The organism is Microbispora sp. H11081, assembly GCF_012999535.1.
Lineage (GTDB): Bacteria > Actinomycetota > Actinomycetes > Streptosporangiales > Streptosporangiaceae > Microbispora.
In genome coordinates this window covers 655,068-679,270 of the sequence record NZ_JABBWV010000002.1, presented here as the reverse complement: position 1 = coordinate 679,270, position 24,203 = coordinate 655,068, and the positions used below count along the sequence as shown (strand labels likewise).

21 protein-coding genes are annotated in these 24,203 nt (G+C 72.7%); 7 read left to right on the top strand and 14 right to left on the bottom strand.

The annotated features are described in order from the left end of the window. Positions 1–7 precede the first annotated feature (7 nt). Positions 8–1,726: a DNA polymerase/3'-5' exonuclease PolX gene (gene polX / locus HHX31_RS08130; protein WP_169946627.1), complete on the bottom strand. Its 1,719-nt coding sequence runs from the start codon at positions 1,724–1,726 to the stop codon at positions 8–10. 180 nt (positions 1,727–1,906) lie between these two features. Here polX and HHX31_RS08125 point away from each other — a divergent pair, with 180 nt between their 5' ends. Beyond that, a complete protein-coding gene (locus HHX31_RS08125) occupies positions 1,907–3,127 on the top strand; it encodes a sensor histidine kinase (RefSeq protein ID WP_211589387.1) in 1,221 nt (406 codons plus the stop codon). Beyond that, a complete protein-coding gene (locus tag HHX31_RS08120; protein ID WP_169946623.1) occupies positions 3,124–3,729 on the top strand; it encodes a response regulator transcription factor in 606 nt (201 codons plus the stop codon). Before HHX31_RS08125 ends, HHX31_RS08120 begins: the two co-directional genes overlap by 4 nt. Before the next feature lie 15 nt (positions 3,730–3,744). Here the strand turns inward: HHX31_RS08120 and HHX31_RS08115 are convergent, their stop codons facing one another. From HHX31_RS08115 to HHX31_RS08105, 3 genes are all read right to left on the bottom strand, one after another. Further along, positions 3,745–4,746 (bottom strand): acetamidase/formamidase family protein, encoded by a 1,002-nt coding sequence (locus tag HHX31_RS08115; RefSeq protein WP_311931653.1) that lies wholly within the window; start codon positions 4,744–4,746, stop codon positions 3,745–3,747. Positions 4,747–4,751: 5 nt separating this feature from the next. Next, entirely contained in the window at positions 4,752–6,152 is a 1,401-nt protein-coding gene (locus HHX31_RS08110; RefSeq protein WP_169946619.1) for an APC family permease, read from the bottom strand. Between the two features lie 81 nt (positions 6,153–6,233). Further along, positions 6,234–7,340, bottom strand: a complete 1,107-nt coding sequence (locus HHX31_RS08105; RefSeq protein WP_169946617.1) for a substrate-binding domain-containing protein — start codon at positions 7,338–7,340, stop codon at positions 6,234–6,236. Between HHX31_RS08105 and HHX31_RS08100 the strand changes: the two genes are divergently transcribed. Together HHX31_RS08100 and HHX31_RS08095 are read left to right on the top strand one after the other, a co-directional pair. Then, positions 7,341–7,793 carry a MarR family winged helix-turn-helix transcriptional regulator gene (locus HHX31_RS08100; protein WP_169946615.1) on the top strand — a complete coding sequence of 151 codons (453 nt, stop codon included), beginning with the start codon at positions 7,341–7,343 and terminating at the stop codon, positions 7,791–7,793. It abuts the gene before it with no gap. 71 nt (positions 7,794–7,864) lie between these two features. Beyond that, positions 7,865–9,127, top strand: coding sequence for a cytochrome P450 (locus HHX31_RS08095; protein ID WP_169946613.1), 1,263 nt, complete (start codon positions 7,865–7,867; stop codon positions 9,125–9,127). Between the two features lie 7 nt (positions 9,128–9,134). On the opposite strand, the gene HHX31_RS08090 is transcribed toward HHX31_RS08095, so the two are convergent. Further along, positions 9,135–10,733, bottom strand: coding sequence for a peptide chain release factor 3 (locus HHX31_RS08090; protein ID WP_169946612.1), 1,599 nt, complete (start codon positions 10,731–10,733; stop codon positions 9,135–9,137). A gap of 240 nt (positions 10,734–10,973) precedes the next feature. Here HHX31_RS08090 and HHX31_RS08085 point away from each other — a divergent pair, with 240 nt between their 5' ends. Next, positions 10,974–13,376: a DUF222 domain-containing protein gene (locus HHX31_RS08085; RefSeq protein WP_311931652.1), complete on the top strand. Its 2,403-nt coding sequence runs from the start codon at positions 10,974–10,976 to the stop codon at positions 13,374–13,376. A gap of 159 nt (positions 13,377–13,535) precedes the next feature. On the opposite strand, the gene HHX31_RS08080 is transcribed toward HHX31_RS08085, so the two are convergent. The 3 genes from HHX31_RS08080 to HHX31_RS08070 form a co-directional block, all read right to left on the bottom strand. Next, complete coding sequence (locus HHX31_RS08080) at positions 13,536–14,834, bottom strand: condensation domain-containing protein (RefSeq protein ID WP_169946608.1); 1,299 nt, start codon at positions 14,832–14,834, stop codon at positions 13,536–13,538. A 119-nt stretch (positions 14,835–14,953) separates the two neighbouring features. Continuing rightward, on the bottom strand, positions 14,954–15,781 hold the full coding sequence (locus tag HHX31_RS08075) for a phosphoenolpyruvate hydrolase family protein (RefSeq protein ID WP_169946606.1): 828 nt from the start codon (positions 15,779–15,781) through the stop codon (positions 14,954–14,956). 1 nt (position 15,782) lies between these two features. Next, positions 15,783–17,057, bottom strand: coding sequence for a Tm-1-like ATP-binding domain-containing protein (locus HHX31_RS08070; protein ID WP_169946604.1), 1,275 nt, complete (start codon positions 17,055–17,057; stop codon positions 15,783–15,785). Between the two features lie 127 nt (positions 17,058–17,184). Between HHX31_RS08070 and HHX31_RS08065 the strand changes: the two genes are divergently transcribed. Continuing rightward, positions 17,185–18,579 (top strand): PLP-dependent aminotransferase family protein, encoded by a 1,395-nt coding sequence (locus HHX31_RS08065; protein ID WP_169946602.1) that lies wholly within the window; start codon positions 17,185–17,187, stop codon positions 18,577–18,579. 31 nt (positions 18,580–18,610) lie between these two features. On the opposite strand, the gene HHX31_RS08060 is transcribed toward HHX31_RS08065, so the two are convergent. From HHX31_RS08060 to HHX31_RS08035, 6 genes are all read right to left on the bottom strand, one after another. Next, complete coding sequence (locus HHX31_RS08060; RefSeq protein ID WP_169946600.1) at positions 18,611–20,233, bottom strand: beta-1,3-glucanase family protein; 1,623 nt, start codon at positions 20,231–20,233, stop codon at positions 18,611–18,613. 123 nt (positions 20,234–20,356) lie between these two features. Continuing rightward, a complete protein-coding gene (gene hsaA / locus HHX31_RS08055; RefSeq protein WP_169946598.1) occupies positions 20,357–21,523 on the bottom strand; it encodes a 3-hydroxy-9,10-secoandrosta-1,3,5(10)-triene-9,17-dione monooxygenase oxygenase subunit in 1,167 nt (388 codons plus the stop codon). A gap of 114 nt (positions 21,524–21,637) precedes the next feature. Beyond that, positions 21,638–21,976, bottom strand: a complete 339-nt coding sequence (locus HHX31_RS08050) for a TraR/DksA family transcriptional regulator (RefSeq protein ID WP_169946596.1) — start codon at positions 21,974–21,976, stop codon at positions 21,638–21,640. Next, positions 21,963–22,745 carry a rod shape-determining protein gene (locus HHX31_RS08045; protein ID WP_169946594.1) on the bottom strand — a complete coding sequence of 261 codons (783 nt, stop codon included), beginning with the start codon at positions 22,743–22,745 and terminating at the stop codon, positions 21,963–21,965. The genes HHX31_RS08050 and HHX31_RS08045 overlap by 14 nt, the downstream gene beginning before the upstream one ends. Further along, positions 22,742–23,038: a TraR/DksA C4-type zinc finger protein gene (locus tag HHX31_RS08040; protein ID WP_169946592.1), complete on the bottom strand. Its 297-nt coding sequence runs from the start codon at positions 23,036–23,038 to the stop codon at positions 22,742–22,744. The genes HHX31_RS08045 and HHX31_RS08040 overlap by 4 nt, the downstream gene beginning before the upstream one ends. A gap of 211 nt (positions 23,039–23,249) precedes the next feature. Beyond that, entirely contained in the window at positions 23,250–23,615 is a 366-nt protein-coding gene (locus HHX31_RS08035) for a hypothetical protein (protein WP_169946590.1), read from the bottom strand. A gap of 191 nt (positions 23,616–23,806) precedes the next feature. Here HHX31_RS08035 and HHX31_RS08030 point away from each other — a divergent pair, with 191 nt between their 5' ends. Continuing rightward, on the top strand, positions 23,807–24,199 hold the full coding sequence (locus HHX31_RS08030; RefSeq protein WP_169946588.1) for a hypothetical protein: 393 nt from the start codon (positions 23,807–23,809) through the stop codon (positions 24,197–24,199). Positions 24,200–24,203: the final 4 nt, after the last annotated feature.

Here is a 24,203-nt window from a genome sequence, read left to right as displayed (position 1 = left end):
ACCCCCTTTATCGCGGGCGGAGGAACTCCCGCAGCCGGTCGAGTGGCCAGGTGTTGATTACCCGATCGGGGGTGAGCCAGCCCCGCTGCGCGGTGCCGACGCCGTACCGCATGTTCGCCAGGTGCGGCACGGCGTGCGCGTCGCTGTCGATCGCGAACAGCACGCCCCGGCCGGCGGCCCGCCTGACCAGGTCCGCGGGCAGGTCGAGCCGGTCGGGGAAGGCGTCGATCTCCAGTGCCGTGCCGGTGCGGGCGCAGGCGTCGAACACCCTCGGCCAGTCGGCGTCCACCGGCTCGCGCCGGCCGACGACCCGCGCCGTCGGATGCCCGATGACCTTCACGTACGGGTTCTCGCAGGCCCGGATCAGCCGCCGGGTCATCTCCTCGGCCGGCTGGGTGAAGTGCGAGTGCACCGAGGCCACGCACAGGTCGAACCCGGCCAGGAACTCCGGCGGCCAGTCGACCTCGCCCTCCGGGCCGATGTTGAGCTCGCACCCGTGCAGCAGCGTCATGCCGGGGTGGGCGGCGCCGAGGCGGCGGAGCCGTTCGCGCTGGGCCAGCGCCTTCTCATCGGTCATCCGCTGCATGTACAGGTCGGGCGCGTGGTCGGTCACCGCGTAGTAGTCGTAGCCACGGGCCGCCGCCGCCCCGGCCATCTCCTCCAGCGGCGCGAGCCCGTCGGTCAGGTCGGTGTGGGTGTGCAGGTCGCCGCGGATGTCGGCCATGGTCACGACCTTCGGCAGCCCCTCTCCCCGTGCGGCCTCGATCTCTCCGGTGTCCTCGCGCAGCGCCGGCTCGATCCACGGCAGGCCGAGCATGCCGTACACCTCCGCCTCGTCCGCCGAGGTGATCTTCTCGCCGGTCGCCACGTCGAACACGCCGTACTCCGACAGCTTCAGCTTCCGGTGCACGGCGATCTCGCGGGTGCGGATGTTGTGCGCCTTTGAGCCGGTGAAGTACTGCAGCGCGGCCCCCCAGGAGTCCCCCGGCACCACCCGCAGGTCGACCTGGAGCCCCGACGCCGTGCGCACCGAGCTCTTGGTCTCGCCGTGCGCGATCACCTCGGTGACGTACGGCAGCGTGGTGAAGGCCGCCATCAGGGCGGCCGGATCCTCGGCCGTGGCCAGGACGTCCACGTCGCCGATCGTGTCCTTCATCCGCCGCAGCGACCCGGCGTACGCGCACCGCTCGCAGCCCGGCACGGCCGACAGCGCGGGGACGACCTCCTCGGCGACGGCCATGGCGATCCCGATGTGCACCCGGCTGCCGGTCTTGCGCATCACGTCGATGCCGTGTAGCAGGTTCTCCTCGGTCTTCGCCCCGAATCCGCGCAGCCCCCGCAGGGCCCCGGCGTGGATGGCGTCCTCCAGCTTCTCGATCGAGTCGACGCCGCGCTCGTGAAACAGGACCATGGCCTTCTTCGGCCCGAGCGTGGGGATCGTGGTCAGCAGGCGGACCCCGGCGGGGATCCTCGTCCGCAACTCCTCCAGTTGGTGGATCGACCCGGTGCGCAGATACTCGTCGATCTTCGCGGCGATCGACGCGCCGACGTTCGGGATCGCCCGCAGGGCCGTCGCGTCCATGCCGTCGATCTCCCGGCCGTACCCGCCGACGGACCTGGCCGCCTTCTCGTAGACCCGCACCTTGAACGCGTCGCCCCCGGTGATCGCGATCAGGTCGGCGTACTCCTGCAGCAGCCCGGCGACCTCCTCGTTGCACCGTCTCATCGCAGGCACCCCCAGGCCAGGCTGCGCCGCGCCCCCGGGACCTCTCCAGATGCCGAGGTCCCCGCTCGGTGTGACCGAAGACCCTGCCACGAGGGTGTTCCTGTCCGGGTGATTCGTACCGCCGGATCCGGCACATCGCGCCCTGTCCGCTGCCGCCGCGCGCCCACGATAATGGCGGCCATGACAGAAGCGGCGGCGCGGGCGGACGGGTGCGAACCCGGATCACCCGCACCGCGCCTTTCCCCGCTGCGCCTTTCCCGGCCGCGACTGCCCGCACGGCTGCCGGGCCGGTTGCTCGTCCCGGCGCTCGCGCTGAGCGTCCTGCTGCTGATCGGACCGGCCGCCGCCGCGGCGTCGGCGGTCCCCGCGTGGCCCGCCTGGACCCTGGTGGCCGCCGCGGGGCTCTCGTTCGTGGGAGCCGTGCTGAGCTCCCGCCGGGCCCACCGGGACGCCCGTCCCCCCGCGGCCTTCGTCGCGCTGCTCGCCGCCGTCACGGTCACGGCGGCACTCGCCTACAGAACGGGCGCGTGGCAGACGCTGTTCTCCCTGCTCGCCGTGGCCGTGGCGCTCGCGCTCCCGACCCGCGTGGCGCCCCCGCTCGTCGCCGTCACGGCCGTGCTCGCCGCGATCGCCCCGGTGCACGAGGGCTCGTTCGGCGACGCGCTGTGGAGCGGCGCCCTGACGACGCTGCTCGCCGGGATCACGACGTACGGCTTCCGCCGGATGGGCGCGGTGATCGAGGAACTCGCCAGGACTCGGGAGGAACTCGCCGTCGCCGCCGTCTCGGCCGAGCGCCTGCGCTTCTCCCGCGACCTGCACGACCTGCTCGGCCACACGCTGTCGATGGTGGTCGTGAAGGCCGAGGCCGTACGCCGGCTCGCCCCGCGCGATACGGAGGCGGCGATGCGCCACGCCGCGGACATCGAGGCCATCGGGCGGCAGGCCCTGACCGAGGTGCGCGAGGCGGTCACGGGTTACCGGGACGCCGGCCTCGCCTTCGAGCTGAACGGCGCGAGAGCGGCCCTGGCCGCGGCCGGCGTCGACTGCGTGGTGGAGGAGTCGGGGCCCGCGCTGTCGCGGGAGACCGACATGCTGCTGAGCTGGGTCGTCAGGGAGGGGGTCACGAACGTCGTGCGGCACTCGGGCGCCCGGCGCTGCGTGATCACGCTCCGCCGCGACCGCGACCCGGTGCTGGTCGAGATCAGGGACGACGGCGCCGGTGACGGAGCCGGTGACGGCGCGGGCGGGGACGACGGCAGCGGCCTGCGCGGGCTGCGCGAGCGCCTGGCCGCCGCGGGCGGGCGCCTGACCGCCGTCCGCGGGCCGCGGGGGTTCGTCCTCACCGCCGAGATCCCGCACGCGGGCGTGGACGATGACGACCACCTGAAGGACGGCCTGTGACCCGTGTGCTGATAGCCGAGGACCAGACGATGATGCGCGACGCGCTCACCGTGCTGCTCGACCTGGAGGACGACTTCGAGGTCGTCGCGCAGGTCTCGACGGCGGGCGAGATCGTTCCCACCGCGCTGCGGGTCAGGCCAGACGTGGCCCTGCTCGACATCGAGATGCCCGGCGGCAGCGGTCTCGACGCGGCCGCGGACCTGCGGACCGCCCTTCCCGGCTGCGTGGTGGTCATCGTCACGACGTTCGGGCGGCCCGGATACCTGCGCAGGGCCCTGGACGCCGGAGCCCGCGGCTTCGTCGTCAAGGACCGGCCCGTCGGCGAGCTGGCCAAGGCCATCAGGCGCGTGCTGGCGGGCGAGGTCGTGGTGGACCCGGCGCTGGCCGCGGCCGCGCTCAGCGCCGGGCCCAACCCGCTGACCCCGCGTGAGCGCGACGTGCTGGCCGCCGCCTCCGACGGCTCCACCGCCGCCGACATCTCCCGCCGTCTCCACCTGTCGGAGAGCACCGTGCGCAACCACCTGTCGGCGTGCATCACCAAGACCGGCACCCGCAACCGCATGGAGGCCGTACGGGTCGCCCGCCACAGCGGCTGGCTGTGACTCCTCGGCGACCCCTCAGCGGGTGGACAGGTACTCCTCGCCGAGTGCGCGCAGGCGGGCGTGCGCGCCGCCGTACACCCCGGGGTGTCCCGCGTACGCCTTGGGCAGCTTGGCCACCATCGTGTAGTTGGTGTCGCAGACGTTGCCGACCGGCGCCTCCGCGCCCTGGCTGACGAGCTGGTAGGCGTCCAGCTCGTCGAGCCCGGTGAGGGAGGCGGTCCAGGTGACCAGGTCGTGCTGGCTGATCCGGTAGGCGTCCTCCAGGGGCCTGGCCGAGCCGGTGGACATGATGTGGCGGTCGTCCTCCAGCCGGGGCCACGGCGTGGCGACGCCCTTGATCAGCTCGACCGCGACGACGGTGTTCATCGCGGCCTCGACAGCGGTGCCGCACACCTCGCCGTGTCCCTGGCGGCAGTGGCCGTCGCCGATCGCGAACAGTCCGCCCGGCACGTTGACGCCGAGGTAGACGGTCACGCCTGCGCGCAGCTCGGGCGTGTCCATGTTGCCGCCGTGGGCGTCCGGCGTGATGGTCATCCGCGCCTCGCCGGCGGCCGGGGCGACGCCCACGGTCCCGTGCATGGGGTCGAGCGGCATCTCGACGGCGAAGTCGCCGCGCCGCGCCCGGTAGCGCACGGTCCGCCGCTCGGCGTCCACTTCGTACATCCAGACGGCCTCCTCCAGCGGCGGCTGGAGCGTCGCGGTGGTGTGCGTCGAGGTCAGCGCGCCGAAGTGCGGGAACGTCGTGGAGACCGCCCAGTCGCGGGCGGGCTCGATGGAGACGAAGTGGAGGGCCAGGGTGTCGCCGGGCTCGGCGCCGTCGACGTGGAAGGGGCCGGTGACGGGGTTCAGGTACGGGAAGTCGCACACCTGCGACGGCAGGTCGCCGGGGCCGCGCACCCGGCCGCCGAAGCAGTCCTCGGTGTAGAGCTCCAGCACCGTGCCGGGGGCGACGGACTCGACGGCCGAGCGTCCGCCGAAGGTGTAGGACAGGTCGCCGGGACGGGGACGATAGGACACGACGTTCACTCGTTGGCCTCCGGGGTGACGGCGGACAGGGTGGGGCGGCGGCCCATCAGGATGGAGCCGACGAGGATCACGGCGCCGATCGCCAGCCAGACGAACCCGAGCACCTGGGCGGCGATGTTGGCGTTGATCACGACGTAGAGCAGGATCAGGAAGCCGATCACGGGGGCCACGAGGTGGCGCCACCAGTCGCGGCTGCGGTTGCGTACGACGTAGTGGACGACGACCGACACGTGCAGGGCGAGGAAGGCGGTCATCGCGCCGAAGTTGACCAGCGTGCCGAGCAGCGTGATGCCGTCGTCGCGCGAGCTCATGTACAGGCCGAGGACCAGGGACACCCCCGCGACCAGGAACGTGGCGTTGACCGGCACCTTGTGCTTGGGGTGCACCTTCCCGAGGAACGCCGGGAGCTGGCGGTCGCGGGCCATCGCGAACAGCAGGCGCGAGGTGGCCGCCTGGGCGACCAGGGAGTTGGCGAAGCCCCAGGCGACGGCGGTGGCGACGGCCGTCAGCACGCTCAGCCAGTGACCGCCGGCGTACTCGGCGGTGTCGTAGAACGCGGTGCCCGCGGCGTCGCCCTCGCTGAGCAGCGTGGCGCGGTCGGGGGTGAGCAGCGCCGCCACCCAGGTCTGCACGACGAACAGCACGCCGGCCAGGGCGAGGGCGAAGACCATCGACCGGCCGAGGCGGCGGCTCTCGACACGGCTCTCCTCCGCGAGCATCGAGATGCCGTCGAACCCGAGGAACGACAGCACCGCGACGGACACCGCCCCGAACGCCAGGGGCCAGCTGAACGTCGAGGAGTCGAACAACGGGCTCAGCGCGTCGCCGTGCCCCTTCCCCTGCGCGAGCGCGGCGATCCCGATGACCAGGAAGATCGCCAGTACGATCAGCTCGGCGACCAGCATGATCTTGTTCATCCGGGCGGTCATCTCGATGCCGAGGTAGTTGACCACCGTGTTGAGCACGATGAAGGCGATCAGCCACACCCAGATGGGCACCCCGGGCACGAACGACGTCATGGCGGCGCTCGCCACGAGGTACAGCAGGGAGGGCACCAGCACGTAGTCGAGCAGGATGACCCAGCCCGCCAGGAAGCCGACCGGGGCGGCGATGCCCCGGCCGGCGTACGTGTAGACCGAGCCCGCCATCGGGAACGCGCGGGCCATCTGGGCGTAGGACAGCGCGGTGAACGCCATCGCGACCATGCCGATCACGTAGGCGAGCGCCACCATCCCGCCGGACGACTGGAAGACGCTGCCGAAGATGCCGAACGGCGCGATCGGCACCATGAAGATCAAGCCGTAGATCAGCAGGTCGGCGAAGCCGAGCGAGCGCCGCAGCTCCTGCTGGTAACCGAAGCGCTCTACACCGGGCGCCTCTGACTTCGAGGTGGACATGGATCCGCTCCTAAGCGTACGGGGGCAGAGCCGTACGATAGGGGGTGTTCCTTGAAATCGAAAAGGTTTCCAGTGGAAGTTTTACATCGAATGCGGCAGCGAGGTGACGACATCGAGGTCAAGCCCGTCGGCGCGGGCGAGGTACACCCGCTGACGCACCTGGCGCGATGCCATCGTGAGCGGTCCGCGCCCGGAGACGATCGTCGTGCCGTCGGCGACCGCCTCGACGGCCGGCACCGCCAGCGCGCCGGCCCGCCGCAGCAGGGCGGCCAGCATGAGCACGCCCTCGTAGCACCCATGCCCGTGCCCGTTCAGCAACGGCGCCTCCGCGCCGAACATCGCGGTGTAGCGCTCGGCCAGGCCGAGGTTGGCGTCGGTGGCGAGGCCGCCGAAGTAGCCCATCGCGGCGTACAGCCCGCCGGTCGTGTCGCCCCCCGCCGCGAGCAGGCCGTGCTCCTCCAGCGCCCCGCACAGCCGCACGCAGCGCAGATCACTCGCCGCGAAGGCCCGGTTGAAGGCGATGAGATCGCTGCCGATCAGGGTGAGCAGGACCGCGTCCGGCCGCCGCGCGGCCAGTTCCTCCAGCAGCCGGTCCACGGCGCCGGACCCCGGCGGGACGAGTCGCTCCCCCACGACCACCGCCGACCGGGCGCGCAGGTGCTCGCGGGCCGACACGTGCACCAGCCGCGGCCACACGTAGTCGTTGCCGAGCAGGAACCACCGCCTCGCCCGCCGGTGCTCGACCAGCCAGTCGATCGCCGGGCCGACCTGCAGCGCGGCCGGCTCGCCCAGGTGGTAGACGCCGGGGCGGCGGGCGCCGCCCTCGTACGGCGGGGTGTACACGAACGGCGCCGCGCCGTCCAGCGCCCGCTCCACCGCCACCCGCACGTCGCTCGCGTGGGTGCCGACGACCGCCTGGACCGCGCCGGACCGCACCAGCCCCCGCACCTCGCCGGCCACCGCGGCGGGGCCGCGGCCCCCGTCCACGAGCACGAGTTCGACCGGCCGGCCCAGCACTCCCCCGGCGGCGTTGACCTCACCGGCGGCCAGCAGAGCGCAGTTGATCGCTCCGGGCCCGAGGAGACCGAGCACCCCGGAGACCGGAACGACCAGCGCGACGCGCAGCGTGTCCGCGCGCAGCAGATGAGCTTCGAGAGTGTCGATGACGACTGTGACAGGATCGGCCACATGCACGAGTATCCCCTGACCGAACAGGTCCCCGGCCTCGGTTCGTCGCTCGCCTATCTGCTGAGCCGGGCCGAACGCAGCGTCAACCGGGGCCTGGCCGCCGCACTCGCCGCCGAGGACGTGAGCGTCGAGCAGTGGCGCATCCTTCAGGCGCTGGCGGACGGGCGGGGACACTCGATGGGCGACCTCGCCGAGGCCGCGCTGATGCCCCACCCCACTCTCACCAAGGCGGTGGACCGGCTGGTGGAGCGCGCCGTCGTCTACCGGGGGCACGACCCGGCCGACCGCCGCAAGGTCGCGGTCTTCCTCGCCGACCGCGGCCGGGACCTGCTCGCCCGCCTGGAGGCGGGCATCGCCGAGCACCAGCGCGCGATCCTCGCGGCGTACGGCAGGGCCCGCACCGACCGGCTGATGCGCGACCTGAACGCACTCGTGGACTCCTTGACGGAGTGACCGTTGCCCCGACACGCGTCCTGACGTACGTTGACAGCCCCGGTCGTCACACCGAACCCGCGGGGGTGGTCATGAGCACGTCCGGCACGACGGAGCCCGTCAACCTGTTCGACGCGGACCTGGTGCGCGATCCGTTCGGGGGCTACGCCCGCCTGCGGGAGCAGGCCCCGATGGTACGCGGGGCTTTCCCCGGCCTGGACTCCCCCGTCTGGCTCGTCACCCGGTACGACGACGTCAAGACCGTGTTGAGCGACCGCAGGTTCGTCAACAACCCCGCCAGCGTTCCCGGCGCCGACGTGCGCAACATCCGCGACGAGCTCATCGAGGCCCGCGGCGTGCCGCGCGAGTACGCCGCGTACATCCTCGACAGCGTGCTCGACTCCGACGGCGACGACCACCTCCGGCTGCGCAGGCTCGTCTCGCGCGCCTTCACCGCCCGCCGCGTGGCACAGCTGCGCCCCCGGGTCGAGGAGATCACCGCGGATCTCCTCGACCGGCTGCCCGATCACGCCGTGGACGGTGTCGCCGACCTGATCGAGCACTTCGCCTATCCCCTGCCGATCACGGTGATCTGCGAGCTGGTCGGCATCCCCGAGGCGGACCGCCCGTTGTGGCGGGAATGGGGCAGAAGCCTGACCTCGCTAGAACCCGGAGCGCTGGCCGAGCCCCTGCGACGCATGGTGACGTACATCCACGAGCTCATCGCCCGCCGCCGGGCCGATCCGGCCGGCGACCTGCTGACCGGCCTCATCCGCACCCACGACGAGGACGGCGACCGGCTGACCGACACCGAGTTGGTCACCATGGTCCTCACGCTCGTCCTCGCCGGGCACGAGACCACCGCCCATCTGATCGGCAACGGCGTCACCGCCCTGCTGACCCACCCGGACCAGCTCGCCGCGCTGCGGGCCGATCCCGGGCTGCTGCCGCGCGCAGTGCAGGAGCTGATGCGCTGGTGCGGGCCCGTCCAGGGCACCCGGATCCGGTACGCGGCCGAGGACGTCGAGATCGGCGGCATGGCCGTACGCAGGGGCGAACCGGTGATGGCGGTGCTGGTGTCGGCCAACCATGACCCCCGGCGCTTCGACGACCCCGGCAGGCTCGACATCACCCGAGAGGCCGACGGGCACAAGGAGGTCCACGTCGGCTTCGGGCACGGCCTGCACTACTGCCTGGGCGCGGCGCTGGCCCGGCAGGAGGGCGAGGTGGCCTTCGGCGCGCTCCTGCGCCGCTACCCGCGCCTCGAACTGGCCGTCGCGCCCGAGGAGCTCGACCGCCAGTTCCTCCCCTTCTCCTGGCGCCTCGCCCGCCTTCCCGTACGCCTCAGGGCTTGAGGGGACGTCAGGCGGAGGGGCCCGGCAGTCCGTGACCCGCGATCAGCGGTTCGAGGGTCAGGCCGGCGTGTTCGCGCTGGATGGAGCGCATGCGCCACTGGTCGGTGAACACGGCGAGCAGGGCATCGTCGCGGCTGCGGGAGAGCACCTCCGCGCCGCGCTGGCGCCGCAGCACCTCCGCCGACTCGGCGTCGGTGCGCAGGGCGAGCGTGTACTCCAGCCGGTCGAGGATGATCTCCGCGCCGAACTCGGTGGCCAGGCGGTGCTGCACGACCTCGAACTGCATGGGCCCGACCGCCGCGAGCACCGGGGCCTGGTCGCCGCGCAGGTCGGAGCGGAGCACCTGGATCACGCCCTCGCCGTCGAGCTGGTCGATGCCGCGGCGGAACTGCTTGGCCTTCGCGGTGCTGCGGGAACGGGCGACGGCGAAATGCTCGGGGGCGAAGCTGGGGATGGGCGGGAACTCCACCGGCGTCCCCTCGTACAGGGTGTCCCCGGGCCGCAGCGCGGTGGCGTTGACCAGGCCGACGACGTCTCCCGGGTACGCCTCGTCGATCGTGGCCCTTTCCTGGCCGAACACCGACTGGGCGTACTTGGTGGCGAAGGGACGGCCGGTGGCGGCATGGGTGAGCACCATGCCGCGCTCGAACCGGCCTGAGCAGACCCGGACGAACGCGATGCGGTCGCGGTGGGCCGGATCCATGTTGGCCTGCACCTTGAAGACCAGGCCGGAGAACGGCGCGTCCAGAGGCCGGAGCGCGGCCTCGACGTCGAGCCGGGGCGCGGGGGCGGGAGCCAGGTCGACGAGCACGTCCAGCAGCCGCGCCACGCCGAAGTTGGACAGCGCCGCGCCGAACAGCACCGGCGTGGCCTCGTGCGCCTCGAACGCCTTCTGGTCGTGCTCGGCGCCGATGGCGGCGAGCAGGTCGGCCTCCTCCCCCGCGCGCTCCCAGTCCGCCCCCAGCTCGGCGGCGGCCTCTTCGGGGGTCAGCTCGGTCTCCAGCGCCTTGGTCGCGCCGCCGGGAGTGCGGGTGTAACGGACGATGCGGTCCTCCAGGCGGTCGACCACGCCGTGGAAGTTCCCCGCGGCGCCGATCGGCCAGGTGACCGGGGTGGGACGCAGGCCGGTGCGCTCCTCGATCTCGTCGAGCAGTTCCAGCGCCTCACGACCCGGCCGGTCCCACTTGTTCACGAAGGTGATGACCGGGATGCGGCGGTGGCGGCAGACCTCGAACAGCTTCATGGTCTGCGGCTCCATGCCCTTGGCCGCGTCGAGCAGCATGACCGCGCAGTCGACGGCGGCCAGCACGCGGTAGGTGTCCTCGGAGAAGTCCGCGTGGCCCGGCGTGTCGACCAGGTTGAACACGTGGTCGCGGTAGTCGAAGCGCAGCGCGGCCGAGGTGATGGAGATGCCGCGGGCGCGTTCCATCTCCATCCAGTCGGACGTCACGCCCCGCCGGCCGGCCTTGCCGTGCACCGCTCCCGCCTGGGTGATCGCGGAGGCGTGCAGGGCGAGTGCCTCGGTCATCGTGGACTTGCCCGCGTCCGGGTGGCTGATCACCGCGAACGTGCGGCGGCGCGCCGCCTCACCCGTGACGGCGATCATCGCCTGACTCCCCTGCCGGCACAGGCGCGGGCGCGGGTCGTCGTGGTGCGGGTCGTCGTGGTGCGGTCGTACGTGCAGGCCATCCGGGCTCCCCAACAGCGGTGGACGGTTGGAGATTACCGCGCCAGGCCCCGCGCACCGGAATCGGCGGACCAATGCGGGCAGCCGGGCACGCTGTTCGGGGTGCTGTTGCGGTTCCCGCGGGGCGCGCAAACGGCGGTCCCGTCCCGGCACCCAGGCATGAGCGCGCTGGTGGCCTCGTCCGGCCCTCACCTGCAACTCCAACTAATCCGCTGGGCCGGTTGCCCCTGCAAAGATGAGCTGAAAAAATTCATACAGGTGTTCGATTCAGGTGAGGGGGGCGGGATGGATCTGTTCGATCTGGATCGTGATCTCCCTCGTCCTGCGAACAGGTCCGATGACGGCTGGTGGGATCGGCTGATCGCTGATTCTCCTTTGTGGTCGACGGACGGCTCGCTCGCCCATGACGCGTGCGGACCCGCCACCGACGCCCCGGCACCCGATGGTCCTGCACCCGATGGTCCTGCAGACGATGGCCCGGCAAGCGATGGCCCGGCCACCGGCGGCGCTGCCGGCGGCCCCGAGAACCCCGGAGTCGGTCCTGCCGGTGCGGATGCTCCTGCCGGTGCCGGTGGTGGGGGTGATCGGCGGGTTCGGTCGTCGTGGGTGCTGGTGGGGTCGTTGCGGGAGTCGGCGCAGGCGCTGGCGTTGGCTCCGGTCCCCGATGCGGTGGACATCTGTCTGGCGGAGGCTGAGGATCTGCTGTTCGTGCGGGATCGGATCACGTGTGCGCTGGCTGAGCGGGTGGGTCGGGTGCATCGCGCGGGTCAGGCCCGCCAGCATGGGCATGCCTCCACCCGCAGTTGGCTGCGCACCGCCGGGGGGATGACGGTCGGGGGTGCGGGCCGCCTGCTCACCCTGGCGACCGAACTGGCGCGGCTACCCCAAGTGCGGGAGAAGTTCGCCGCCGGAGGGTTGGCGGCGGGCGTGGTGGAAGCGATCTGCGCCGCCGTTGCCGGGCTCTCGGATGAGCAGGCTCGGTTGGCCGAGCCGATCCTGGTGGAGCTGGCCGGGCGGGCGGGCGCGGCGGAGGTGGCCAAGGCGGGGCGTTACCTGCGGGCGGTGCTGGACCCCGACGGCGAAGACCGCGACGAGCGGGCCGACTACGCGCGGCGGTCCCTGCGTGTGCGCCCGGGCAAGGGCGGCGGCCTGGAGGGGGAGTTCTATCTGCCGCGTGAGGCGGCGGCCCGGTTGCGGGCGCTGCTGGACGCCTACGCCCGGCCACGGGCGGAGGGCGATGACCGGTCACTGGCTGAGCGTCAGGCGGACGCGTTCATCGCCCTGCTGGAGCAGCAGATCACCACCGAGCTTCTCGTGCTGGTCAACGCCGAGTCCCTCCCCACCGACCCCGACCCGGAACCTGGCCCCGACCCCGAGGCTGCGTGGGGCACCGGCCCCGAGCCCGACGTCGCGACGGGCACCGACGCCGACTCCACCACCGACCCTGCGGCCGACCCAGCAGACGACCCGGCAGACGACCCGGCGAGGGAGACCGCCGAAGCCCCCGAGCAGGCCGGAAGCCTCGAAGACGGCCAGGACAGCCACGACAGCGACAACGGCGACGGCAGGCAGGACGCCGGGACTGCTGAGGGCAACCGGGACGCCCAGCACGCCCAAGGCCCCGAAGACATTGACGACACCGACGACACCTGCACGGCCGGAGAGTCCGAGGTCGCGCCGGTCAACCGGGACGGCGAGGACACCAGCGCTCCCGCCGAGTACGACACGGCCGACGCCGACATCGCGGGTAGCAGTCCGGTTGGCGACGCGGTCGCTGGTGCGGACGCTGCGCCCGACCTCCGCGACCAGGGGCGCAGCCAGCCACAGCAGGACTCGCCACACCCGTCGCATCGGGATTGGCCGAAGCAGGAGGAGCCGCAGGAGGGCGTGGGGCGTCGGCAGGAGGGGAGATCGTGGCAGTCGCGGTGGGGTGAGTGGTGCTCGCCCGATCCTGCGGGGGATACCCATGCCCACCACACCCACGCCTGGCCCCGGCCTGCGAGGGGGTTCCCGCATGGGCGCAGCAGCGGTGAGCAGGGCAGCGGTGCGACCCCGCGCGGCGAGCAGACACCGGGAGCATCGGGAGCACCGGGAGCAGCATCGGGGGCGTCATGGGGAGCACGACCGGGTGCGGGGCTGGGTGCGGGGTTGGGGATGGTGCCGGGGTTGTTGCTGGCCACCGGACAGGTCCTGCCCGTCACCAGCGTGCACCGGCTGGCCCGCACCTCCACCCTCATGCGCATCGTCATGGACGCCGACGGCCAGGTCCTCGACATGGGCCGCAAAGTCCGCCTCGCCACCCCCGCCCAGCGGCGCGCGATCTTCGCCCGCTACGCCACCTGCTGGATCGACGGCTGCCCACTACCCGCAACCCTCTGCCAGATCGACCACGCCGACAACTGGAGCACCGGCGGCCTCACCGACCTCAAACTCCTCGGCCCCGCCTGCCAGTTCCACAACCGCGACCGCTACCAACACCCCCACCGCTACACCAGACGCCAAACCGGCACAGACCGCTGGGCCTTCACCTACCACGGCCGCACCAGACGCACGCAGGTGTAGCGGGCGCGAGAGGGGTAGCCCAGCCCACCGAGACGCGAAGACCAGCCGTCGCGGGCAGCACGAGCGCGGGGGCGCGCGGGCGGCACAGCACGGGCGGCACAGATAACCAGGGCGGTCTCCAGCGTCAGGAGGGCGCGTCACCTTCGCCGACGGGCTGCCTCACGACTGTGACCGAGCCGCCTCGACCACGAAGGACTCCAGCCGGTGCAGCAGAGCGGCCATCTCGCTCTCGGGCAGGCGGGTGGTGTCGGCGTTCAGCTCCACGCCGAGTGTGCCCTTCCAGTGCATCAGAGCCACGCAGAAGTGACAGCTGCGGCGCTCCGTGCCGGGGAGCCACTCCAGCTCGGACTCCCCGTCGTCACGGATGGTGCCGATCGGATCCTCACCCACGCGCAGGTCGTTGAAGCAGCACGACGGAAATACGGAGACGCCCCGGTCGGCGCTGACCCGGTCGATCATCTTGTCGAAGGCCAGCGTGTCGAACCGGGCCCGCCGGTAGGACGCGATGACCGCCGAATACTCGTTCACGAGCGTCTCGTTGAGGCTGCCGCACGGACCTAGGGTGAACAGCCCCAGCTGGTTGAGGCTGGTGACCAGGTCCCGGGTGCGGTCGCTGAAGCGGTTGTGCACGATGGGGGTGATCGCGCACACCTTGTGCCCGGTCAGCTCACGCAACAGCATGGTGACCGCCACCAGCAGCACCGTGGCGGTGCTGACGGAGGCGCGGCGGGCGAGCATGTGCGTGGCGTGGTTGAGCCGGGGCGACGACAGCACGGCCCTCGCGAACCTCGGCGTCGAGCCCGCCGCGACCGCCTCCGGGAACATGGCGGACGGCACGGTGCGCAGAAGCGCCTCCCACTGCGCGATGGCCCGGTCCGAACGGGCCGACGCCGCCTGCTCCTCCCTGACCAGGTCGAGTAGTTGCGACGGCGGCGTGGTGATCGCTCCGCGCAGCAGCAGCATCCGCAGGTCGCGCACCACGACGTCGGCGGCCTGCCAGTCCGAGACGACGTGACTCAGCACGAGCGCCACGTGGGTGACGGCGCCGTCGCAGACCACGAGTCCGGCACGCAGCGGCTGCTCGCCGTCGCCGAAGGACCGCGCGGCCAGGCGGGTGACGAGTTCCGCCGCGGCCGCGCCGGCGTCGGCGTTGGCCACCTCGACCGTCTCGATGGGCAGAGTGCCTGCCGCCACCACCTCCTGGTGCGGCCCGGCCGCGCCGAGCCGTACCAGGGATCGTAGGCCGTCGTGCCTGGCCACCACCTGGGCCAGAGCCTCCGCCACGCTCCCCGGAGTGCGCGGGCCGCCCGCGCGCGGGACGGCGAGAACCCGGGGCACGTTGAAGTAGTGCGCGTCGTCCGGCCCCACTCTGCGGATGGCCTCCCAGATGGCCCGTTGTCCCCACGCGAGGGCCGCCGTACCGGAACGGCTGGAGGCGTAGTCCACCGAAATCCGCATGACTCTCCTCGGGGGGGACATGTGTCGCGAGCGGCGAGTGGGAACGCTCCCATGAAGGCTAGGATTCACGTCCTGGCGGGTCAAGATCTCCTTTCGCCGAGCGTTCCCGCGCGGCCGCCTCAGTCTCCGAGCGTGAGGCTCTTGAAACGGGTCGCCTGGGCCGCGATCGCCTTCTCCGTCGGGAGGCGTTCCATGGACGACGCCCCGAAGAAGCCGGCAATGCCGTGCGTGTGGTCGAGGACGAACTGCGCGTCGTCCGGTTCCGCGATGGGGCCGCCGTGGCAGAGGACGATGATGTCGGGGTTCACCGCGACGGCGGCGTCACGCATCTCCTGCACCGCGGCGGCGGCCTCTTCGAGCGTGAGAGCGGTCTGCGCGCCGATGCTGCCGCTCGTGGTCAGGCCGACGTGGGGCACCAGAACGTCGGCTCCCGCCTCGGCCATCGCCACGGCCTGCTCGGCGTCGAAGACGTAGGGGGCCGTGAGCAGATCGCGCCTGTGCGCTTCGCGGATCATGTCCACTTCGAGCCGGTACCCCATCCCGGTCTCTTCGAGGTTCTGCCGGAACCTGCCGTCGTACAGGCCCACGGTCGGGAAGTTCTGCACGCCGGCGAAGCCCATGGCCTTCAGCTCGTCGAGGAAGGGTCCCATCAGGCGGAAGGGGTCCGTGCCGCAGACCCCGGCCAGCACGGGGGTCTCGCGTACGACGGGGAGGACCTCCCTCGCCATGTCGACCACGATCGCGTTGGCGTCGCCGTACGGAAGCAGTCCGGCGAGGGACCCGCGGCCGGCCATGCGGTAGCGGCCCGAGTTGTAGATGATCAGCAGGTCGACGCCGCCGGCCTCGGCGGCCTTGGCCGACAGGCCGGTGCCCGCCCCCGCTCCGATGATGGGCCGGCCTGCCCCGGCGGCGGCGCGGAGGCGTTCGAGAGCGGTCTCGCGGTTCATCTCATTCTCCAGTTCGACGTGCGCCGATGAGGCGGTGCAGGGCTTCGGCCGCGGCCCGGCCGAAACCCGGATCGTTGATGGCGGCGTCCACGTCGTGGACGGGGACGCCGGTGTCCTTCAGGCCGTCCCTGACCGCGGCGAAGCAGGCGGCGTCGGCGTCGGGGTCGGCGAACGGCCCTCCTTCGACGTCGATCCCGGAGACGCCCTTCAGCGGCAGGAAGACCTCCACGGGCCCGCTGGCGCGGCTGAGCTTGGCGCTGATCCTGGCCCCCAGCTCGGCCATCTCTTCGCGGGTCGTCCTCATGAGGGTGACCGTGGGGTTGTGCACCAGGAACTGCCGGTCCGCGAACTTCTCGGGGACCGTTTCCCGGGGCCCGAAGTTGACCATGTCGAGCGCGCCGACGCTGACCACCTGTGGGATGCCGGCTCGCCCGGCCGCCTCCAGCCGGCCGGGGCCCGCGGTGAGCACCCCGCCGACGAGGTCGTCGGCCAGTTCTGTGGTGGTCAGGTCGAGGACGCCGTCGAGCATGCCGGAGGCGGCGAGGGACTCCATGGCGCGCCCGCCGGAACCCGTGGCGTGGAAGACCAGCACCTCGTATCCGAGGGAGGTCAGGTGCTCGCGGGCCTCGTCCACGGCGGGTGTGGTGAGCCCGAACATGGTCGCGCCGATGAGCTTGCGCCCGTCGCCGGTCCCGGTGCCTGAGGTCCCAGTGCCCGTCGCTGTGCCGCTCTCCGTACGGACCCGCGCGTACCGCTGGGCCATGCCGGCCACGGCGGCGGCGGCGTTGCCGAGAACCGCGCGCGAGAGCCGGTTGATGCCGGAGATGTCGACGACGGAGTACATGAGGGTGACGTCGGCGTCTCCGACGTAGGGGCCGACGTCGCCCGAGGCCATGGTCGAGACGAGCAGCTTGGGCACGCCGACGGGCAGGGCCTGGAGCGCCCGGGCGGCGACCGACGACCCGCCGGAGCCGCCGATCGCGAGCAGCCCGTCGAGACGCCCCTCGTCGAACAGCCGGCGCACGGTCACGGCGGCGCCGGTCGCCAGGGCGTCCATCGCGGTGCCGCGGTCGCGGTCGGCGCGGAGCCGGTCGAGGTCGGCGCCCGCGGCCCGGGCCACCTCGTCCGCGCCGACGTCGGCGAGCTCCGCCCCGGCGGCGAAGGTGCCCACGTTGACCAGGAGCACGTCGCAGCCCGCCTCTTGCAGCTGGTCACGGACCCAGCGGTACTCCTCGGTCTTGGTGTCCAGCGTTCCCAGCAGCACTACCGTCGCCACCGCGGCCTCCTGTCGTCGTCGACCTGCCCGTACGGTCGAGAATGTCCGGCCGTGGCCGAATCGGCCAGGCCAATCACGCAGAATTGGTCCACGCATACAGGGGGCCGCACATACAGGGGACGGTGAGATGGCGCGCGCGGAACACGTCGACAGTGCCGCGTTGGCCCGCCTGCTCGGGGGGTGGCGAGCGGACGACATGCCGCTGCCGCACGCCCTCGCGGACGCGCTCGACGAGCTGGTCGCCGGCAACGTGCTGGTCGAGGGGGCCGCGCTGCCGCCGCAGCGCGCGCTGGCCGCCGCGCTGGGGGTCTCCCGGGGAACCGTCGCCGAGGCGTACGCGGAGCTGGCCGCGCGGGGACGGCTGACGTCACGGCAGGGGTCAGGGTCGCGGGTCCGGCGCGACCGCAGCGCGGGCGGCGGTGACCATGTCGTCGACGGACGGCTGGCGTCCTTCGGCAGCACCCGCCGCCTGGTCGAGCTCGACCTGTCCAGCGGCGCGCTGCCCGCCCTGTCGCTGGTGCGGGACGCCGTGTCGGCGGTCGACCTGCGCGAACTCGACGTCTATCTCGCCGACGACGGCTACTACGCGGCGGGGCTGCCGCGTCTCCGCACGGTCGTCGCCGAGCAGTACCGCGCGCAGGGGCTGCCGACAGAACCGGATCAGATCCTCGTCACCTCCGGCTCCCAGCAGGCCGTCTGGTTGTGCGCATCGTCCCTGGTGACGCCGGGTGACGAGGTCCTGGTCGAGGAGCCGGGCTACCGCGGCGCCATCGAGGCGTTCCGTACGGCGGGGGCGAGGCTGACGGCGGTGCCCGTGCGGACGGACGGCCTCGACCTTGATCACCTCGACCGGGTGGCGCGCCGGGCCGCGCTGCTCTACTGCCAGCCCGCGGCGCACAACCCCACGGGGATCAGCCTGCCCGGGGCGGCCAGGGAGCGGCTCAGCGAGATCGTCGGCAGGCACGGCGTGCTGACGATCGAGGACCGTTCGTGCGCGGACCTCGTCCTCGACGACCGCGGGGTGCGCCCGCCGCTGCCCGATCCTCCCGGCCCCGGCCTGGTGATCCGGATCGGCACCGCGTCCAAGCTGCTGTGGGGCGGACTGCGGGTCGGGTGGATACGCGCGGAACGCCCGATGATCAAGCGGTTGACGCAAGCCAAGGCGGCGCTGGACCTGGCCGCTCCGGTGCTCGACCAGATGGTGACCGCCGAGCTGCTGGCGCAGGCGGACCGGGCCCGGCGGGAGCGCACGCGGCGCCTGCGAGCCCATCTCGCCGACGCGGTGGCGGTCCTGGCGGAACGCCGCCCGGCGTGGCGGTGGACGCAGCCGCACGGCGGCACGGCGCTGTGGGTCGACACCGGGACCGACGCGGTCGCCCTGGCCGGACGCGCGCGCGAACGGGGGGTTCTGGTCACCGCCGGCCCGGCCTTCTCCCCCGCGAACGCGCAGCGCTCCCGGCTGCGGCTGCCGTTCTGGCGGCCCGTGGACCAGTTCGCGCAGGCGGTCGAGCTGCTCGAATGAGCTACAGGCAATGAGCTACGGGCCGGGATCTTCACCGCACGGCGAAGCGCTGTGCGGGCGTGCCGTTGCAGTCGTAGATCTGGAGGCGGGTGCCGTTGCCGGTCGCGCCGCCGGGCGAGTCGACGCACCGGCCGGACTGGGGATTCCGGATCGACCCGTCGGACAGCCGCACCCAGTTCTGGGCTCCCGTGTCGTTGCAGTCGTAGAGCTGCAGCGGGGTGCCGTTGGCGGTGCCGCCCGACTGCACGTCGAGGCAGCGGCCGAGGGTGCGCACCGTCTGGCCGCTCCAGCTCCAGAACTGGTCCTTCGCGTAGGACTGGCAGTCCCACAACTGCACCGGCGCGCCGTTGCCGCCCGTGTCGTCGCCCGCCACGTCGACGCACTTGCCGCCGGGGCCGATGATGTTCGCGCCGCCCGTGCCTCCTGTGCCCCCGCCGAAGCTCCCGATCGTCATCCCGGCCGACGACGGGTTGGGCTGGTCGATCGTCGGGGCGAACCCGCCGACGTCGTCGTAGGAGAAGCCGTAGGCCAGGCCGTTCAGCGAGTTGGCGTGGATCGTCTTGCTGAACAGGTTCGACGCGGGCTGCCCGTAGAACCTCGTCGCGTCCGTCGTCGGCTGGGTGTCGTACATGACCCGGCCGGCAGTCGAGAGCGTCGCGCGATTGAGCGCGGCGCACACCCGGGCGCCGACCGCGAGGATGGCGGGCTGGTCGGGCTGGTTCGGCGGTTGCGTGCCGCCCGAGCACGCGAAGACGTCGCTCGTGGACGGTTTGGTGAGCGTGCCGATGACGGCGCCGGACGCGTTCCTGAACGTCCAGTTCGTGCCGCTGGTGGTGCCGGTGAACGTGCCCAGCGACGTCTGCACGGTCAACGGGCGCGTGGCGTAGTAGGACCACACCCCGTTCACGTAGGAGTCGAGATACGTCGACGGGAACAGGCCCTTGGCGATGGCGTGCACGGGCGCGAGCACGCGCAGCGGGAGACCGTCGGAGGCCCTCGTCGTCGTCAGGGCCGCCCACGGCGACCCCAGGCCGGCGAACGCGCTGAGAATGCCGGCGCGGTTGCCGGCGATGCCCTGCGTCTGGGTGCCGCCTGAGGCGTCCTTGACGCTGACCGTCACCGGGATGCTGAACATGTCGACCGTGGTCGAGTTGATGAAGATGCCCGCGCCGCCGTTGCTCGTCCGGGCGAACTCCGTCCAGTCGTAGAGGATGCCGGCGTTCGGGTCGCTGTCGACCCAGGGCGCGGGCTCGACCAGTCCGTTCGTGGTCAGGAAGAACCGCAGCTTCGCGCCCATGGACAGGTAGACGCGGCCGCCGGACAGCTTCGGCGGCAGCGTGATCGTCGTGCCGGCCCCGTTGCCCGGCCCGGGGATCGAGACGTCCGGCGCGGGGACGGGCCCGTTGGGGATCGACGAGGGGAAGGAGTACGCGCGCCACGTTCCCGAGGCGTCCACGTACCCCTGCTGGCCGGTGGCCGAGTTTCGGGCGACGACGTAGACGTACGTCGCGTCGCCCCGGCCGGAGTTGTTGGTGATCGTGAACGGCAACCGCGTGACGGCGGCGTCCGCCGCCCGCTGTCCGGCGGCGAGGACCACCGGCTGGATCAGCAGGACGACGGCGAGCAGGGCTCGCTGCCGGCGCCGCGACGACATGTGCATCTCCCGGCTCCTCTCGGGGGGTGAGAAGACAAGCCATGAGAGCGCTCTCAGGAAAGTAACTTTACAGTTTGCTGACCGCGCGTCAATCCTTGGAGTGGCCGAGCGCGACCCGGCCGCTCAGATCATGTTGTCCTCGACGGTCAGGCCGAACTCGCCCCTGCCGAACATCGCGAGTGCGCGTTCGACGTCGTTGGCCACGTGGACGCTGCCCGCGTGGGCGTCGCGCCAGGCCCGCTCGATCGGGTTGCCCCGGCTGAGCGAGTTGCCCCCGGCGGTCTTGAACAGGATGTCGATCGCCTCCAGCGCCCGCTCGGTGGCGCGCACCTGGTCGCGGCGCACCCGCAGCCGCAGCTCGACGGGGATCGTCTCGTCCCGCACCGCGTGCTCGTACACCTCCCGCACGTTGCGGTCGGTCTGCAGGATCGCCGCGTCGATCTCCGACGCCGCCCGGGCGACCGCGACCTGCGCGAACTGGTCCTCGGCGAACCGGCCGCCGCCCAGGCTGAGCCGTACGCGGTCCCGCATGGCGGTCACGTACGACCGGTAGCAGCCGGCCGCCATCCCGATGACCGGGGCCGTGATCGTGGTGGTGAACACCGTGCCGAACGGGATGCGGTAGAGCGGGCCGGTGTTCACCTTCAGGCCGGGGCCGCGCATCTGCGCCAGGTCCTGGTTGCGGGTCACGCGGTGCGCGGGCACGAAGGCGTCCTCGACGAGGATGTCGTTGCTGCCCGTGCCGCGCAGCCCGATGACGTCCCACACGTCCTCGATGAGGTAGTCGGAGCGGGGCACCAGCACGGTCATGAAGTCGACCGGCCTGCCCTGGTCGCCGAGGACCAGGCCGCCGAGCAGCGCCCACGAGGCGTGCTCGCAGCCGGAGGAGAACCGCCACCGGCCCGACAGCCGGTAGCCGCCCTCGGCGGGGACGAGCCGCCCGACCGGCGCGTACGACGAGGACATCAGCGCGTCCTGGTCGCCGCCCCACACCTCGTCCTGGGCGGCCTCGTCGAACAGGGCGAGCTGCCAGGGGTGCACCCCGAGGACGGCGACGGTCCAGCCGGTGGAGCCGCACACCGCCGAGATCTCCCTGACCACCTCGTAGAACTTCACGGGATCGCTCTCCGCGCCGCCGTGCCTGCTGGGCTGCAGCATCCGGAAGACCCCGGCCCGGGTCAGCTCCCCGATCGACTCGGCGGGGACCCTGCGGTCCTCGTCGGTGCGCCGGGCCCGCTCGGCGATGTTCGGCAGCAGCGTGCGCACCGCGTCCAGGACCTCGTTGCTCATGGGGGAGTTCTCCGTGTCGCTCGCGTCGGTCGGTTCCCGACCATGATGGTGTGCCGCGCGAGCGAGCGCGCCTCCGCCCCCGGCGTCGTCCGGGGGCGGAGGGTACGCGCCGCGTCAGCGGGCCTCGTGACGCCGCTGGCAGGTGATGCAGTAGCGGGCCATGGGCCGGATCTTGAGCCGGCCGAAGGGGATGGCCGCGGCGCAGTCGGCGCACTGGCCGTAGCTGCCCTCCTCGATCCGCTCCAGCGCCTTGCGCAGCTCGGCGACCGCCCGTTCCGTGGCGGCGACGTCGGCGAGCAGGGCGAGCCTGGCCGTGCCGTCGTTGCCGCCGTCGACGGCGGTGCGCAAGTCACGCAGCTGCACCTCGCGCCACTGGAGCTGCTCCTCCAGGTCCGCGCGCATGGCCTGCATCTGCGGCCTGCTGATCTCGGTGAACTCGTCACTTGTGGTCATCGTCGACGTCCTCTCGTCCTATGGCAGACATGCCGGGGGTGCGGTGCTCGACCGTGGACAGGAGGCATGCCAGTCCTCTGACGGTCGCGTTGGCGGGATCGGCCGCGGGGCTGACTGTCATCCGCAGGTCCGCGCAGAGCCTGCGGGCCAGCTCCGGGTCGCGGGCACCACCTCCCGTGATCAGCAGGCCCCGCTGCCTGAGGGCGGCCCGCAGGGCGGCGGGAACGCGCGCGACCAGGTCGGCGACCATCGCGACGACGCGTTCCCGCGCGTACGGCGGGCAGCCTGCGCCTTCGGCCGGGTCGCCCGCACCGGCCTGTACGGCGCCGGCGTCGGCGATCTCGCCGGCCCGGATGACGACGGCCTCGGCGATCCCCGCCCCCGCGTCGAGCAGGAGCCGGGGCCTCGGATCGGCGAGGTCCACGCCGCAGCCGACGGCCGCGGCCAGGGGCTCCTCGACCATCGTCACCCGGCAGCGGACCGCGCTGCGGACCGCCGTGTACGCGGCTCGCCGGTCCAGTCGCGTGGCCGCGACGGGCACGCCGACCAGGACGCGTTCGAGAGGCCGGTGCGGATCGGCCTCCACGTCCCGCAGCGCCGTGCGGACCAGCCGCGCGCATCCGGGCATGTCGGCGACCATGCCGTGCCGGACCGGCCAGCGGCGCGCGCCGGGATCGCCGCACGCGGAAGGCCGTTCCTCGATCGCCGTGCTGCCCGGCCGCATCAGCCGGATCCGCGCGGTGCCGAGGTCGAGGGCGAGGGCTGTCATGCCGACATCCGGGTCTCGCCCGCGCAGGCCGCGCACTGCTGGACATGCGGCGCCCGCCGGAGCCGGTCGAGCGGCAGCAGCACCTCGCATCGGGTGCACGTGCCGTAGAGGCCCTGGTCCATGCGTTCCAGGGCCGCCTCGATCGCGGCGACGTCGCGCGTCCTGGCCCGCTCGGCCCTGGCCGCGCGGAGCCGTTCCTCGAGCAGCGTGCGCAGCTCGGACAGCTGCGCGGTGTACCGCCCGCACTCCTCCATGAGGAGGCGTGGCGACCTGATCTCTGCCATAAGCGGCATCACTCCAGGTGAAGGGTGAGTCGGCGCGCGGGCGCGCGCCTTCGGCGCACCGGATCGCCGGTGCGCGAGACGGGTACGCGGGCAGGGCCCGCGGGACGAGAGGGGAGCCCCGCACGGGAGCGCGCCGCGACGACCGCCAAGGGCGGGGCGCGGATGCGCCAAAGGCCGCCGTGACCGGGTGGCGGTCAGGCGCGCGGCGAGGGAGCCCGTGTCACAGGGCCTGTGGCGGGCTGCGCGAGCCCGCGGTGCGATGCCCGGTCTGCTGCGGGCTGAGGACGATGTCCTCGTGGCTCGGGGCGGGCGCGGGGGCGGAGAGGGGAGCCGCGGCCATGGCGAGGCGCGGCCGGGACGGGGACGGCAGGTGCTCCGGAGCGGCCGGGCCCGCGGGCAGGGTCGCCGACTGCGGCGTCCACGCCCCCGGCGTCCACACCTCGGCGGCGGCCTGCGGCGCGCGTTGAGCGGGATCCCCGCCGAACCACGCGGGGGTGGAGGCGACCAGGGCGAGGGCGAGCATGAGCAGGCCCACCACCAACGTGAAGGCGGTGGACCCGCACTTGTCACGTCGTGAGGTCGCCATGTGACCGACCATAACCCACCTTCGCGAAACGGTCACTTGCGTTTTCCGCCGCCCGTTTCCTGCCATTCGTCCTACGTACCCGTTTCCCCTCGGTGGTCACCTCCGCTCGGCCATTGGGCACCCGGGCGCGTTACTCGCTACGGTGGCCGGAGGACCGGTAACCAGGGGAACGCGGAAGGGAGGGATCGATCGTGCGACGCGGGCTGACCGCCACGCTGCTGATCCTGCTGCACGCGATCCTCCTGACCGCCGGCGGCGCCCCCGCGTCCGCGTCCACGCACGTGTGGGAGACGCCTCGTCACGCGGCCGCTCAGCACGCGGCCGCGGCGGGCGACCTACGGCCCGCGGACACGCGGGTCTGCGCCCCTTCCCACGCCACACGACCGGCCCCGGGCGACGCGCCCCACGCCCAGGCGGGCCACGGCGGCCACTGGGTGTCCGGCGGGCCTGTCGTGCTGCCCAACCCCGCGGCGCCGCGTGGCGGCACCCGGGTCACCAGGGCCGGGCCGCACCACGACGACCCGCCCGCCCAGTGCCCGCGCGGGGCCGCCACGGCCCGCGCTCCCCCCTCCACGGCGTACTGAGACC

Coding starts and splice junctions, on each gene's coding strand:
- polX (WP_169946627.1), bottom strand. CDS start 1,726: ATGAGACGGTGCAACGAGGAGGTCGCCGGGCTGCTGCAGGAGTACGCC.
- HHX31_RS08125 (WP_211589387.1), top strand. CDS start 1,907: ATGACAGAAGCGGCGGCGCGGGCGGACGGGTGCGAACCCGGATCACCC.
- HHX31_RS08110 (WP_169946619.1), bottom strand. CDS start 6,152: ATGTCCACCTCGAAGTCAGAGGCGCCCGGTGTAGAGCGCTTCGGTTAC.
- HHX31_RS08100 (WP_169946615.1), top strand. CDS start 7,341: ATGCACGAGTATCCCCTGACCGAACAGGTCCCCGGCCTCGGTTCGTCG.
- HHX31_RS08095 (WP_169946613.1), top strand. CDS start 7,865: ATGAGCACGTCCGGCACGACGGAGCCCGTCAACCTGTTCGACGCGGAC.
- HHX31_RS08090 (WP_169946612.1), bottom strand. CDS start 10,733: ATGATCGCCGTCACGGGTGAGGCGGCGCGCCGCCGCACGTTCGCGGTG.
- HHX31_RS08085 (WP_311931652.1), top strand. CDS start 10,974: ATGAGCGCGCTGGTGGCCTCGTCCGGCCCTCACCTGCAACTCCAACTA.
- HHX31_RS08080 (WP_169946608.1), bottom strand. CDS start 14,834: ATGCGGATTTCGGTGGACTACGCCTCCAGCCGTTCCGGTACGGCGGCC.
- HHX31_RS08075 (WP_169946606.1), bottom strand. CDS start 15,781: ATGAACCGCGAGACCGCTCTCGAACGCCTCCGCGCCGCCGCCGGGGCA.
- HHX31_RS08065 (WP_169946602.1), top strand. CDS start 17,185: ATGGCGCGCGCGGAACACGTCGACAGTGCCGCGTTGGCCCGCCTGCTC.
- HHX31_RS08060 (WP_169946600.1), bottom strand. CDS start 20,233: ATGTCGTCGCGGCGCCGGCAGCGAGCCCTGCTCGCCGTCGTCCTGCTG.
- hsaA (WP_169946598.1), bottom strand. CDS start 21,523: ATGAGCAACGAGGTCCTGGACGCGGTGCGCACGCTGCTGCCGAACATC.
- HHX31_RS08050 (WP_169946596.1), bottom strand. CDS start 21,976: ATGACCACAAGTGACGAGTTCACCGAGATCAGCAGGCCGCAGATGCAG.
- HHX31_RS08045 (WP_169946594.1), bottom strand. CDS start 22,745: ATGACAGCCCTCGCCCTCGACCTCGGCACCGCGCGGATCCGGCTGATG.
- HHX31_RS08040 (WP_169946592.1), bottom strand. CDS start 23,038: ATGCCGCTTATGGCAGAGATCAGGTCGCCACGCCTCCTCATGGAGGAG.
- HHX31_RS08035 (WP_169946590.1), bottom strand. CDS start 23,615: ATGGCGACCTCACGACGTGACAAGTGCGGGTCCACCGCCTTCACGTTG.